The sequence below is a fragment of the Radicibacter daui genome, from assembly GCA_030657355.1.
GTDB classification, from domain to species: domain Bacteria; phylum Pseudomonadota; class Alphaproteobacteria; order Radicibacterales; family Radicibacteraceae; genus Radicibacter; species Radicibacter daui.
In genome coordinates, this window is sequence record CP131057.1 from 17,479 (window position 1) to 30,511 (window position 13,033).

Sequence of the window (13,033 nt, forward strand, 5' to 3'; positions counted from 1 at the left end):
GGCGCACAGCTTGGGCTCTGGATTTAGTGGCCGAACGGCGTAGCAATCTGAGCTTCGTGGCGGGTTTGGCGGTCGTCTTCATAATAAGCCGTAGCCGTTTATGGCTCGGTCTTCTTGGCGGGGTAACTCTGGAGGCATGAGGAAAGGCAGAACGGTGGCTATGACCCCATTGGGATGGATCGCCTAGGAAGCAGAAGACCAGAGCGGCCAGTGCCCAAAAAAGAGAAGGCAGGAGCAAAAGCTCCTGCCTTCCGGAAACTGCGCTTGAGGGAGAGGGCAGTTTTTAGAAATCGACCTGGGTGCCAAGCATGACGACGGTGGCGTCATTACCGGTGTCATCATTCTTGAACTGGTTGACTTCACCTTTGGCGGTTACGCCCGGGGCCACGGCGTAACTGACGGCGGCACCGTAGTCGGAACTGTCGTCATAGCCCGATCCGACATCGTAATCGCTCTTGGTGTAGGTCGCTCCGACTGTGAAGGCACCAATGTCGTAGGTGGCACCGGCCGCCCAAACGTCCGCATCGGCCCCTGCAGCGTAATAATCGCTATAGCCGGTGTACCCCCCGCCAACCTTGAGGGCGCCAAAGCCAACGGTGCCGCCGACATTGTAGCCAGAGGGGTTATCGCCGCTGAAGTCCCGTTTGCCGGTAACATAAACGCCGCCGACGGTAAGGTTGACGCCGGAGAACTGGCCTTCCCACGTGCCGCCAACATCCCATACGTCGTGTATATCGCCGACGGCCTTGGTCAGGCCATTTCCGCTGTCAAAGGTATTACCGGCAGACGGCGCATAGGATGCTCCGAAGGTGAAGCCAGCCAAATCCAGGCCGGAGGTGCTATAGTAGATCTTGGTGGCGTCGCCGCTGAGGTTGGGCTCGATATTGTCGCCGGCCCACTTGATACCATCGCCGCCGGTCGGGCTGGTGGGGTCGGCCCAGCCTGCAAACTGCGGGGCGCTGCCGTCCCAGTTGCCATCACCGGCGACCGGGCCGAACTGATAGAAGTTGTCGGCGGCGCCGTCATCATCACCGAGGGTTACGGAGCCGAAGCTTGCCGACTGGAAGGTGACAGAGAGTTCGTCAGTAGCAAGATTACTGTTGCCGGAGTTCCACTGGAAGTCGATGCGGCCGGTAGTGGTCAGGCCGTTGTCTGCGACATATTTCGGCGAGAAGGTGAAGTCGCCGTCGCTGAGGAAGTCGACCTTGCGGTCGGTCGAATCGTTGTCCGAATAGGCACCTTCGAATTCGACGTCACCGGAGATGGCGAGGGAGGTTGCCTTGGTGGTTACCTGCTGGGCGGAAGCGATGCCGCTGAAGCCAGCAGCGGCAACGAGGGCGGTGGTGCCAAGGAGTAGCTTTTTCATTAACTTTTGCTCCATTTTCATTAGGGCGTGTCCAAAATCCAGGCGAGCGGACACATTGCCGGAAAGCGCTGCGTTACCCCCGGCTCGCTTCTGGATCATGTCTGGACATAGGAACCCTGTCGCAGATGAAGCCGTCATCCGCGTTAAGGCCCTATAGGCGAATTCCACGAGGGAGTTCGTCCTAAGGCTATGTTAGAGGCCGAATTTGGTGAGGGGTAGTCGCGAGAACTGCGAGATTTGTGAGGTTTTACACATCAATTTTGTCGCAGTTTGGGATTAAAATCCTTCAAACTGTGAGCTTGATCACAGCCCAGTCGTAACGGCCCCATTGATCTCCGGTTTTTTGCTGCAGGGAGAATGAGTCGCAGCGCACCGTGGCGAGGAAAGTCTGGACAGCCTTTCGGTATACCGGTTTGTGCATGTCGTCGAGCACCAGCACCCCGCCCGGGGCCAGCTTCTGCCACAGGAGCGGCAGGACGTTGCGCCGGGTCACCATGTCGCCAAGATCATGGAAGATGAGGTCGAGGGTTTCCGGCCCGTGGCTCGCGAAATCCTGCCACACCATCAGCCCGTCCTGCCGCAGGCTGCGTTTGGAAAGGAAGCTGCCGGTGCGCGCCAGCCAGAAGGCGTCGTCATCCACTGACCACAACTGGAAGGCCGGGTCTGCCAGCAGGGCGCGGAAGGCAACCGAACTGAAGCCGGAGCCGAGATCGGCCACCCGCTTTGCGCCAGTCGCCTTGACGAGCTGCAGCGCCGTTACGCAGGCGGAAAGCGAAGCCGCCATCATCGCCTCCGACACCTGGCTGGTATAGGCCGCGTAAAGCCGTTGCAGCCGGCCTGTCAGTAGACTGGCATCGGTGTCGGCCAATCCCGGCACAGCAGCCAGCAAGCGACCCCACTCGCCGCTGGCCTTTGCCTGTGCCAGCCGGAAGGCGCCGCGCTCGTTCGCTCGCATCAGCCGGTTGCGCCGCTTGCGGTGGAAAGGGCCGCGGAACGGGGCAATGGAAATCAGATCCGGCTGGGGCTGGCGGAGAGCGCTGGTCATGTCGTCGGGAACCGTGATGGAAAGAAGAAGGAAGAGCTCAGGATAGTGGACCGCTGAGCCGTTTAGCGCGACCTCAGGCCGGTTTGCGGCAGAGGTAAAGCGGTGTCTTGTTCAGGCGCATCAGCCGGCGCTTATGGCCGCTGAGGCTGCGTGAATGGCGATACTCCACGGCAAAGCCGGTCGCTTCCAGCCGTTTGGGGTAATCCGCGCCGCACACCCGCACATGATAAGGATGGCCGAAGGCAACTGCCCGATCCGCCGGCGAGACGATGCTGTCATCCTCATAGGTGGCGGCGCGTTTTTCATCCACCGGCACCATCACCACCGCATGGCCGCCCGGCCGCAGCACGCGCAGCATCTCCGCCATCGCCTGCCGGTCGTCGGGGATATGCTCCAGCACATGGTTGCAGATGATAAGATCGGCCGAATTGTCCGGCATCAGCAGCTCGGTAAGGTCCATTGGCTCGGCATCCGGGTCATAACGGTCGACGGCGCGGTAATGCACCCCCGGCAGCCCTTCCAGCCGGGCGCGGATGCCCGGTTCGGGCGCCACATGCACGATGCGGCGCGCCCGGCTCAGCAGCGGGGCCAGCGTCAGCCACAGGAAGCGGTGGCGCTCCACCGAGCCGCAGGTGGGGCAGAGCGCATTCGGCCGGCCATTGCGGCCATAGGGCAGGAAGCGCCAGTGCCAGCTTGTGCATACCGGGCAGTAAAACCGCCCGTCCGGTGCCCCGGCAACGTCACTCGCGCCAGAGACTTCACGCCGGGAGGCACGATAGACGGCAGCTTCGCTCAGATTATGGGTCAGGGCCCGGGCGATCAGGGAGTGGATGGGAGCGGACATGGATCTCTGCTTAAGCCAATCGGAAGGGCGGAAATAGGAGGAGCCTCACGCTCCCAGAACATCTGGCCGGGCAAGGCCGGTCGGCAAGGCGGCGAGGTCGCCGTCACCGCTTTCCTCGCGCAGCCAGTCGCGAAAGGCGATGACCCGCAGGTCCCGCTCCGCGCCGGCGGCCCAGCGGGCGGCATAGATGCGGCTGGCCGGAATCATGGCATTGCCGAACGGGCGAATGAGCCGCCCGGCGGCAAGCTCGTCGTCCACCATCGGCGCGCGGCCGAGCGCCACGCCCATGCCATCCATCGCCGCCCGCATCACGAGGGCGAAATGCGAAAAATGCGGGCCGCGCGCGGGGTCAACCCTGCCTTCCACTCCCAGCGCCCGCACCCAGAGCCGCCAGTCGAGCTCGGAGGTGTAACGCTGGTCTTCATGCAGCAGCGGTACGGCGGCGAGATCGGCAGGGCTTTTAAGGCGCGCGGCAAGCGCCGGGCTGCAGACGGGAAACACCTTCTCCCGCAGCAGCTTGCAGGAGGTCGCCCCGTCGGGCACCGCTTCCGGCCGAGCGAGAAACAGGCTGACATCGATGCGGTCGCGCTCGAAATCCACCTTCTCGTCCATGGCGGCGATGCGCACCTCGATCTCCGGATGCCGGGCGCTGAAGCGGCCGAGCCGCGGCACCAGCCACCAGGTGGCGATGCCGGGCGGGGCCGCCACCGCCAGCACGCCAGCCCGGGCGCGGCGGCGCAGCCGTTCGGCCACCGCGCCCAGCCGGTCCAGCGCCTCGCGCACTTCCGGCAGCAGGGCCTGCCCGTCTTCGGTGAGCGCGATGCCGGGATTGAGCCGGTTGAACAGCTTGACGCCGAAATGCCCCTCCAGATGCCGGATCTGGTGGCTGACGGCGCTTTGCGTCACGCACAGCTCCGCCGCGGCCCGGCTGAAGCTCAGATGCCGGGCCACCGCCTCGAAGGCGACAAGCGGTTGCAGCGGGGGCAGATGCGGGCCCATGGATGATCCGGTCTTCCGGATCCGTCTCAGCGCTTCAGCGGGCTGGGCGGATAGGGCACACGTTCGGTGCGCAGAAGGTTGCCCGTCTGGTGCGGCGGCGCGGCCCAACGTACCGCGTTGGCGAGGATGTGCTGGATCTCGCCGCTCCAGTAGGTGGCAAACGTCTCGTGCCCGGGGCGGAAATAGAAAATGCGCCCGCGCCCGCGCCGCCAGCAGCAGCCGGAGCGGAACACCTCGCCGCCTTCAAACCAGGAGATGAACACCAGCTCGTCCGGCTCGGGAATGTCGAAGGGTTCGCCATACATCTCCTCCTGCGGGAGCTCGATCTGGTCGCTGACCCCTTCGGCGATCGGGTGACCCGGCGCAACCAGCCACAGCCGCTCGGTCTCGCCGCGCTCGCTCATCGGCGCGCTCTCCTTGCCGGCAAGCCGGTGGCGCAGCGTGCCGCCGGTGCCAAGCAGCGTCAGGAACGCCTTTGCAAGGTGGGAGGAGTGCAGGGCGATGAAGCCCATGCCATCCAGCACCCGCCGTTGCACCCGGCGCACCACATCGTCGCTGACGGCCTCATGCTGGCGGTGGCCCCACCAGATCAGCACATCGGTTGCCGCCAACCGGGCTTCGGAAAGCCCGTGTTCGCTGTCGGCAAGGCAGGCGGTCTCCACGTCGAAGCCGCGTTGGGTCAGCGCCTGCGCCAGCACGGCCTCCATGCCATCGGGGTAAACCTCAGCGCTGTCGGCATCCACCGGCGTGCCGGCGGTTTCGGTCCAGATCAGCACACGTGCGCTCATGTCCATGGAGGAGGGGCCTTTTTGGGTGGCGATATCGGTGCCGTCGGGGCCGGTCTGGCCCGCCGGCGCGGCAAGAGGCGGAATTAGGGGGGAATTTGTGGCGGAAGTCACTGCCCAAATCTTGTTGATTTTTGTGCAGCCGGGTCCGGCGCCTGTCTTGCCGGCTGCGGCCCAAAGCCACTACAAGCAATTCATGCCCAACGCCTCTGCCCTTGATCCTGCTGTGACTTCTGCCGCCGTGCCGGCCGCGGGAGGTATGGTGCTTGGCCTTATCGCCGGCGGGGGAAGCCTGCCGGAGCAGCTTGCCGCGCATTGCCGCGCAGCCGGGCAGACGGTGCTGGTAGCCGCCCTTACGGGCTTTACCGAACCCGCTTGGGTCGAGGGTTACACGCACCGCTGGTTCCGCCTCGGGGAAGCGGCCGAGCTGGTGGCCTGGCTGAAATCAGCCGGGGCCGGCGAGGTCTGCATGCTGGGCCCGGTGCGCCGGCCCTCCCTTGCCGAACTGGCGCCAACGGCGGCCACGGCGGCCCTTGCTCTGAAGCTCGGTTACGCCGCGGCGCTGGGCGATGACAATCTGCTCGGCCTGCTCGGCCGGCATCTGGAGAGCGAAGGGCTGGCGCTGAGGGGCGCTCACACCCTTTACCCGGCCCTGCTGGCGGCGCCCGGCCCTGTTACCCGCGCACTGCCAGATGCCGGGGCGTGGAGCGATATTACCCGGGCGGCGGAAGTGGTACGGGCGCTGGGCGCGCTCGATGTCGGGCAGGGGGCGGTGGTGCAGCAGGGACTGGTGCTGGCGGTGGAAGCCATCGAGGGCACCGATGCCATGCTGGGGCGCGTCGGCGCGCTCGCCCGTGCCGGCGAAGGCGGCGTGCTCGTCAAGCTGCGCAAGCCGCAGCAGGACCCGCGACTGGACTTGCCCACGATTGGCCCGGCAACGGTGGAAGCAGCCCTTGCCGCCGGCCTGCGCGGCATCGCCATCGAGGCTGGCGGGGCGCTGCTGGCAGAACGGCAGGCGCTGCTGGAACGTGCTGACGCGGCAGGTTTTTTCATCACCGTGCTGGAAAAGAACTGGGGCCTGAAAATCCCGCACCGGCCCTGGTGGAAGCGGCTCCTGCGCCACCCCTGAGGGCAGGGGTGCGGCAGCAGGGACGGGAACCGGAACGCGCCCACCCCGTTGTTCCTGCAACCGGACGGCGCGTCGCCGATCCTTCCCCTGACAGGAGCACCTCGATGAAATTCGCCCGCACCTCCCTGCTGATCGCTGCGCTCGCTGCCGCCGGCGCGGCCGGTGTTGTCATGCCGGGTCCGGCCTGGGCCGCCACGGCCGAGGATCTCAACCGCGATTCCAACCAGGCGCTGGAAAAACTCATCAGCACCAATCAGGCCGCCGCCGGCATCGCCAAGCAGGCCAAGGCCGTGCTGATCTTCCCGAACATCGTCAAGGCCGGCCTCGTCTTCGGCGGCGCTTATGGCGAAGGCGTGCTGGAGAAGAACGACAAGGTTACCGACTATTATAACTCGGTCACTGGCTCCTGGGGCCTGCAGGCCGGCGCGCAGTCCTACGGTTATGTCGTCTTCCTGATGAACGACAAGGCCGTCGATTATCTCGACAAGTCCAAGGGCTGGGAAATCGGCGTCGGCCCGACGGTGGCGCTGGTGGATGAGGGCGTGGCCAAGAACCTCTCCACCTCGACCCTCAAGGACGATGCCTATGCCTTCATCTTCGACCAGCAGGGCCTGATGGCCGGCATCAGCATCGAAGGCACCAAGATTACCCAGATCAAGCGCTGAACGGCGCCCTCAAAGTCTGTTGAAGCAAGGAGCCCGGCCGAAAGGCCGGGCTCTGTCCTTTGCAGGGCGAGCTTTCAGGAAAAAGCGGCAGCGTCGAAATCATCCGGCACCACGCCGCGCGGCTTCATGGCGGGCGAAAGTGATGCTGGCAGAAACTCACCGGCACCGGCAGTTGCCGAGACCTTGCCGTCTTCCATCACCAACTTGCCGCGGGCAATGGTCATCACCGGCCAGCCGGTCACCTTCAGCCCTTCATAGGGAGTGTAGTCGATGGCGTGCTGCATCAACTGATTGGTGAGCGTCACCTGCCTGCCGGGATCCCATAGAACGATGTCGGCATCGGCGCCGGGAGCAATCAGGCCCTTGCGCGGATAAAGGCCGAAGCGTTTGGCCGGGTTGGTAGCGGTCAGCCGCACGAAGTCGCTGGCATCGATGCGCCCTGCGCTCACCCCTTCGCTGAAGGTAATGGCCATGCGGGCCGCGAGACCCGGCACGCCGTTGGGGATGCGGGTAAAGTCGGCATCGGCGCCGTTGATCTTCTTGCCGCGATTGCCCTCGATGCTGTAGCCGCAATGGTCCGAGGAAATGATATCGAGCGTGCCGGCGGTAATCGCCGCCCACAGCCCCTCGGCATCGCTGGCATCGCCGGCAGCGCGCGGGCTCGGGCTGCACATGAACTTGGCGCCTTCAAAACCCGGACGGTCCATGTCGCCGGCACCCAGCACCATATATTGCGGGCAGGTTTCCGCCGTGATCTTCACGCCCCGGCGTTTTGCCCGGGTTATCTCCTCCGCCACCTCTCCGCAGGAGACGTGGAAGATATGGATCGGCTGGTCCACCAGTTCGGAAAGGGCGATGGCGCGGTAGGTCGCTTCCCGCTCCACCACCTTCGGGCGCGAAAGGGCGTGGGAGGCCGGCCCCGGCAGCCCGGCCTTCAGCAGCGCTTCGCTGCGCCAGCGGATCGCCTCGTAATTCTCGCAATGGATGGTGATGATCGCGCCCAGCTTTTTGGCCGCCGTCAGTACCTTCAGATATTGCCGGTCATCCAGATGCAGCGGGTCATAGGTCAGGAACACCTTGAGGCTGCGGATGCCGGAGGCGACGATTTCCGGCAGTTCCTCGGCAAGGCCTTCGGCATCCGGATCGGTGATGATCTGGTGGAAGCTGTAGTCGATGGGGGAGAGGGCGGCGCGCCGGCGATATTCTGCCAGCTTTTCCCGGATCGGCTGCCCCTTGAACTGCGGGGCAAAGGGAATGACCGTCGTCGTGCCCCCGGCAAAGGCCGAGATGCCGGCGGTGGTGAAGGTTTCTTCATGGATGGAGCCATCGGCTTCCAGCTGCTCGATATGGCAGTGGCTGTCGACCCCGCCCGGCATCACCAACAGGCCCTTTGCGTCGATGATCCTGTCACCGGCCAACCCGTTTCCCAGAGCGGCAATGCGCCCGTCCCGGATCGCCACGTCGCATTCAAAGCTGTCCGCGGCCGTCACCACCGTGCCGCCGCGAATGACGAGGTCAAAATTCTGCATTACCGACGTTCCCGTTTAAGCGGGCCGCTGTCGCGGCCGGTCACGATATCGAGGATTTCCGCGGCGACATTGCGCAGGTGCGTAACCATCGCCGTACGGGCCTGCCGCGCATCGCCCTTCTCCACCGCGTCGAGAATGGCGATATGCTCGGCGGCATCGGCCTGAACCCGGCCGCTCGGGCTGGTCAGCTCGAAAAGTCGGGTGGTCATGCGCAGCTGGCGGATGATCTTCATCAGTGTGCCGTTGCCCAGGGCTTCGGGGAACAGCATGTGCAGCCGGTCATCCATTTCCCAGTGCGCGGCTTCCTGCGAGCCGAGCGTGCCCAGCTGGCGAATGCCCTCGCGCAGCTCATCGATCACCGCCTTGGGAATGCGGCCGATGGCCAGCGTGACGGCTTCGCCCTCCAGCAGTTCGCGGACCTTGAGCGCCTGGAAAAACTCGACAGGCTGCACCTGCCGCACCGCATAGGAGCGCGAGCCTTGCTTGACCAGCAGCCCTTCGGCGGCAAGGCGCAGCATGGCCTCCCGCATCGGCGTGCGCGAAATGTTGAGCTGCAGGGCAAGCCGCCCCTCGACGACCAGGCTGCCGCCGGGCAGCTTGCGTGTCAGGATAAGGCGGCTCAATTCCTCATAAGCGACATCGCCAAGGCTGGCTTCGTTGTCGGCACCGCTCTCGGCTTCGGCCGGCCGGGGCAACTCCACGTCCTTGATCGGGGGCGACTTCTGGGTCAAGCACAGGCCTCCAGTAATCCTGCGGTTGCAAGCGCACGCCGCAGGGCATCGGTTTCCTCTGACGAAATGCCCGTAATCGGCGCGCGGGTCATCCCATTTTTCCACCGGCCGAGCAGGACCATCGCCGCCTTGAGCCGCGCGGTGGCATGTCCCGTGGGCGCCATGCCATAGATCACGTCCGCCAGCGGCTGGATGCGCGCATGCAGCGCCAGCGCGCGGTCGCGCTCGTTGTTCAGCACCGCCCGGTCCAGTGCGACGATCTCTTCGGGCATCAGCACGGCAAGGCTTACAAGGCTGCCGGCGCTGCCCTGCACGAAGCAGGAGAGCAGGTGCTGGTCACCCGAGGCCATCATCTCCACATGGGGGGCAAGCTCCGCCACCAGCCGGCGATTGCGGTCATAGGCCGCGCTCTCCCAGCTGCCTTCCTTGATGCCGACGATATCCGGCAGCTGCACCAGCTGCGCCAGCACATCCGGTGGATAGGCCATCGCCGATCCGACGCCCGCCTGATAGAGCATCAGCGGACAGCGGGCCTTTTCGGCGATGATCCGGTGATGGGTAACCGCCATGTCAGGATCCTGGGAGAGCGCCCAGGAAAAGGGCGGGAACACCAGCACGGCATCGGCACCCGCGGCCACGGCATCGGCCGCATGCAGCGCGGCCTCGGCGCTGGCTTCCGCCACCACGCCGCTGACGATGATGTGGCTGCTGCCGATGGTCTGCCGGGCGATGTCCGTGACCCTGCGCCGTTCGTCGCGTGTCAGCAGGAAATTTTCGCCCGCATGGCCGTTGCACAGCACCCCGACAATGCCGGCCACTGCCGTGACGGTACGAAAATGCTCGGCAAGCGTCTCCTCGTCGATCCCGCCATCGGGATGAAACGGTGTCAGCGTAGCGGCGTAGATACCGCGAAAGGGCCGGTCTTTTTGCGGGATCAAGGCGTTTCCTCTGGTCTTTGTGCAGCCGGGGCTGCCATCAGCCGGGCCGGATCGAAAAGGGGCAATTCTGGCTCATGCCCCAGGATTGTCTGCGAGAGCAGCCAGCCCATGCAGGGGGCGCTCGTGTAGCCGGAATGGACGCAGCCAATGACGAAGGCGTTTTCCATGCCGGGCAGCGGGCCGATCATGGGCAGCGCATCCGCCGTCTCCGATTCAAGGCCAAGCCAGATGCGTGCGATGCGCGTCTCTCCAAGCGCCGGAATGGCGTGGCGGGCAAGGCGCACATTGCCGACCAGATTTTCCGGGATAGCTTCCACGCCGCCCCGCACCGGGTCACCGATGCCTTGCCAGCCGCCGCCGATCAGCACCGTGCCGTTCTCGAACTGCTTGAGCGAAAGCAGGCCATTGGCAATGCCGACGACGGAGCGCATGACGGGCCGCATACGCTCCGTCACCACCAGCTGGTTGATGAGGCATTTGACCGGCACGTCGAACCCGAGCCAGCCGAGCATGGATTGCAGCCACACCCCGCCGGCAAGCACCAGGCGGCGCGTGCGCAAATGTTCCGGTGCGCGGTTATCAGGGGAGGCGGCTGTGATGTCATAGTGGGCACCATCCCGGTTGATCGCGCTCACCGGCAGGTTCTCACGGATGGTCACGCCTGCGGCCGTGAGGGCGCGGCGGTAGGCGCGGCCGGTCAGGTAGGCCGTTACATGTCCATCCAGTTCGCAAAAGGCGGCAGCCAGGACGCCGTCATTGAGCCTGGGCTCCACGGCGCGGGCCTCGGCCGGCGTTATCAGCCGGATCGGCGCCCCCATGGCGGCCCGCGCTTCGGCCCGCTTTTCCAGCATCTCGCGTTCTGCCGGTGTAAAGGCAAGCGAGAGGCCCGGCGCGGAACGCGCGCCGACATCCATACCCAGCCATTTGGGGGCGTCGAGCCATAACTCGCGCCCTCTCATGGCGTGGGGAATAAGGGCCGCCCGGGTCATGTGCAGCGTCAGCGTGCCTGCGTTGACGCCCGATGCCTCGCGGCAAATCTCGCCCCGGTCGATCAGCAGCACCTTCATGCCGCTGCGCGCCAGATGAAGTGCAGTGGTGGCGCCCATGGCACCGGCGCCGATGATCGTGGCGTCGTAGATTTCGCCGGCACCGCGGGAGAGGGCGGGAGAGGGGTTCGGGCTGGTCATAGCGGTGCCGGGGGCGGGAGTTTGATGTCGCCATAGTCGCAATCGCCGGCGAACTGCGAGATGGGCAGGGGGCGAAAGGGTGTACGGCCGGTAAAGGGGGCGACGGGGGCTTCTCCGGTGGCCTGCGCCATAAGGGCGGTTGCCACATCCCCGCACATGCGCCCCTGGCAGGGACCCATGCCGCAGCGGGTCCAGGATTTGAGCTGGTTTACCGTGCGGGCCCCATCTTCGATGGCACTGTCGATTTCGGCCCGGGTCACATCCTCGCAGCGGCAGACGACGGTTTCGGGGCTGATTGCCGCGACCTGTGCCGGCCTCAGCGCCATAAGCTCCGCCATGGCGCGGCCAAAGCGTCCGGCCTTTGCCGCTTGCTGTTCCAGCCGGGCGGCAAGCTGCTCATGCACGGTGTCGGCAAGAGCCCCAAGGTCCCGGGCGGCAGCAAGTCCGGCAAGCTGGCCGTTCAGGGAGGCGGTCGCCGCTCCGGCAATGCCGGTTCCGTCCCCGACGGCGTAGAGGCCGGGCAGGTTGGTGCGGAAATTCCCGTCGAGGTCCGGTGCCCAGCCGCCTTGTGCGAAATCATAATGGTGACGGGCACGCAGCAACCGGGTCACGTCTGTTCCCGGTACCAGCCCATGGCCAACGGTGACGGCATCAACGGCAAAGTGGGGCTCCGGTCCGGTTACCGGGCGGCGGGCGCCATCGACCGGCTGCAAGGTCGCGACCAGCTGGTCCCCGTCGCGGACCACTTCCTTGAGAGTATGGGCGCTGAAGACGGGCACGCCGGTCCGTTTCAGACTGGCAAGCCAGCCCGCGCCACGAAGCAGCAGGTCCGGCCTTGAGGCCAGGCGGGGGAATTTTCGCAGCCAGTCGCTGCGTGGCGAAAGGTCCGCGACGGCCGCCACCTCGCCGCCGGCGGCCAGAATGCCGGCGGCAACAGCCAGCAACAGGGGGCCGCAACCGGCAATCAACGTCCGCCGGCCGGGCAGGATGCCCTGCGATTTGAGCAAAATGGTCGCCCCGGCAAGGCCGATGACACCCGGCAGCGTCCAGCCCGGAAACGGGACGACACGCTCGCTCGCTCCTGTCGCAGTAATGAGAGCGCGGCCATGCCAGGACCGGGTGCCTTGTGCGCTCAGGCTGTCGACCCGGAAGCCGGGGGAGACGGACCAGACTGTTTCACCGAAATGGCATTCGACCGTGCTGGCTTCCAGGCGGGCGCGCAAGTCGTTGCCCGCAACAGCCTCGGGGGAGCTTGCGGATTTTTTGTCCCCCGCGTGCGGGGCGCGATAGACCTGCCCGCCGGCGGCTACCGCCTCGTCCAGCAGCAGCACCCGCAGGCCTTGCGCTGCCGCGCTCATGGCGGCTTCGGCTCCGGCAGGTCCGGCGCCGATGACGATCAGGTCGGCAGGGGCCGGCAATGTCGCGGGTTCGAGTGCCGTCTTCATGCGATGGTCCCCGGGAAAATCTGCATTCCGGCCGCCAGGCTGGTACGACAGGCAGGACGCCGCACCCCGTCGATGACGACGGTGCATTCCTGGCAAACGCCCATCCAGCAAAACGGGCCGCGCGGCGTGCCGGCGCGGGGGCTTTCCCGCAGGGTGGTGTATCCCGCCGCCAGAAGGGCAGCGGCGACGCTGTCGCCGGCCACGCCTTCAACGCGCTGTCCATTAAAGCTGAAGGCCAGTTTTTCGCCGGCCAGCCCGGTCTTGCGGCGCGGGCCGGTTTGGGGCCTGCCGGCGGCGGCGCAGATGCCGACGGTCTCTTCGGTTTGATTTTTTTTCATCTTGGGGCTTGCTTCGTACACAAACGGTATAC

Annotated in this window: 13 protein-coding genes; 2 read left to right on the plus strand and 11 right to left on the minus strand. The window is 65.6% G+C overall.

Annotated features, from left to right (window positions below; genetic code table 11):
- Positions 1-283: 283 nt before the first annotated feature.
- The 5 genes from QTL98_RS19940 to QTL98_RS19960 form a co-directional block, all read right to left on the minus strand.
- On the minus strand, positions 284-1,366 hold the full coding sequence (locus tag QTL98_RS19940; RefSeq protein WP_445682574.1) for a porin: 1,083 nt from the start codon (positions 1,364-1,366) through the stop codon (positions 284-286).
- A 286-nt stretch (positions 1,367-1,652) separates the two neighbouring features.
- Positions 1,653-2,411 (minus strand): class I SAM-dependent methyltransferase, encoded by a 759-nt coding sequence (locus QTL98_RS19945; protein WP_445682575.1) that lies wholly within the window; start codon positions 2,409-2,411, stop codon positions 1,653-1,655.
- A 73-nt stretch (positions 2,412-2,484) separates the two neighbouring features.
- Positions 2,485-3,255 carry a class I SAM-dependent methyltransferase gene (locus QTL98_RS19950; protein WP_445682576.1) on the minus strand — a complete coding sequence of 257 codons (771 nt, stop codon included), beginning with the start codon at positions 3,253-3,255 and terminating at the stop codon, positions 2,485-2,487.
- A gap of 45 nt (positions 3,256-3,300) precedes the next feature.
- Positions 3,301-4,254, minus strand: a complete 954-nt coding sequence (gene gcvA / locus QTL98_RS19955; protein ID WP_445682577.1) for a transcriptional regulator GcvA — start codon at positions 4,252-4,254, stop codon at positions 3,301-3,303.
- 26 nt (positions 4,255-4,280) lie between these two features.
- Positions 4,281-5,048 (minus strand): ThuA domain-containing protein, encoded by a 768-nt coding sequence (locus QTL98_RS19960; RefSeq protein WP_445682578.1) that lies wholly within the window; start codon positions 5,046-5,048, stop codon positions 4,281-4,283.
- Between the two features lie 151 nt (positions 5,049-5,199).
- Between QTL98_RS19960 and QTL98_RS19965 the strand changes: the two genes are divergently transcribed.
- Entirely contained in the window at positions 5,200-6,168 is a 969-nt protein-coding gene (locus QTL98_RS19965) for an LpxI family protein (protein ID WP_445682579.1), read from the plus strand.
- Between the two features lie 104 nt (positions 6,169-6,272).
- A complete protein-coding gene (locus QTL98_RS19970; protein WP_445682580.1) occupies positions 6,273-6,833 on the plus strand; it encodes a lipid-binding SYLF domain-containing protein in 561 nt (186 codons plus the stop codon).
- A 74-nt stretch (positions 6,834-6,907) separates the two neighbouring features.
- On the opposite strand, the gene hydA is transcribed toward QTL98_RS19970, so the two are convergent.
- From hydA to QTL98_RS20000, 6 genes are read right to left on the minus strand one after another with little or no spacing between them, the layout of a single operon-like run.
- On the minus strand, positions 6,908-8,362 hold the full coding sequence (gene hydA / locus QTL98_RS19975; protein ID WP_445682581.1) for a dihydropyrimidinase: 1,455 nt from the start codon (positions 8,360-8,362) through the stop codon (positions 6,908-6,910).
- On the minus strand, positions 8,362-9,093 hold the full coding sequence (locus QTL98_RS19980) for a GntR family transcriptional regulator (protein WP_445682582.1): 732 nt from the start codon (positions 9,091-9,093) through the stop codon (positions 8,362-8,364). The genes hydA and QTL98_RS19980 overlap by 1 nt, the downstream gene beginning before the upstream one ends.
- Positions 9,090-10,031, minus strand: coding sequence for a dihydrodipicolinate synthase family protein (locus QTL98_RS19985; RefSeq protein WP_445682583.1), 942 nt, complete (start codon positions 10,029-10,031; stop codon positions 9,090-9,092). The genes QTL98_RS19980 and QTL98_RS19985 overlap by 4 nt, the downstream gene beginning before the upstream one ends.
- Positions 10,028-11,218 (minus strand): NAD(P)/FAD-dependent oxidoreductase, encoded by a 1,191-nt coding sequence (locus QTL98_RS19990; protein ID WP_445682584.1) that lies wholly within the window; start codon positions 11,216-11,218, stop codon positions 10,028-10,030. Before QTL98_RS19990 ends, QTL98_RS19985 begins: the two co-directional genes overlap by 4 nt.
- On the minus strand, positions 11,215-12,663 hold the full coding sequence (locus QTL98_RS19995; protein ID WP_445682585.1) for an FAD-dependent oxidoreductase: 1,449 nt from the start codon (positions 12,661-12,663) through the stop codon (positions 11,215-11,217). The genes QTL98_RS19990 and QTL98_RS19995 overlap by 4 nt, the downstream gene beginning before the upstream one ends.
- Positions 12,660-13,001 carry a (2Fe-2S)-binding protein gene (locus QTL98_RS20000; RefSeq protein WP_445682586.1) on the minus strand — a complete coding sequence of 114 codons (342 nt, stop codon included), beginning with the start codon at positions 12,999-13,001 and terminating at the stop codon, positions 12,660-12,662. Before QTL98_RS20000 ends, QTL98_RS19995 begins: the two co-directional genes overlap by 4 nt.
- Positions 13,002-13,033 lie beyond the last annotated feature (32 nt).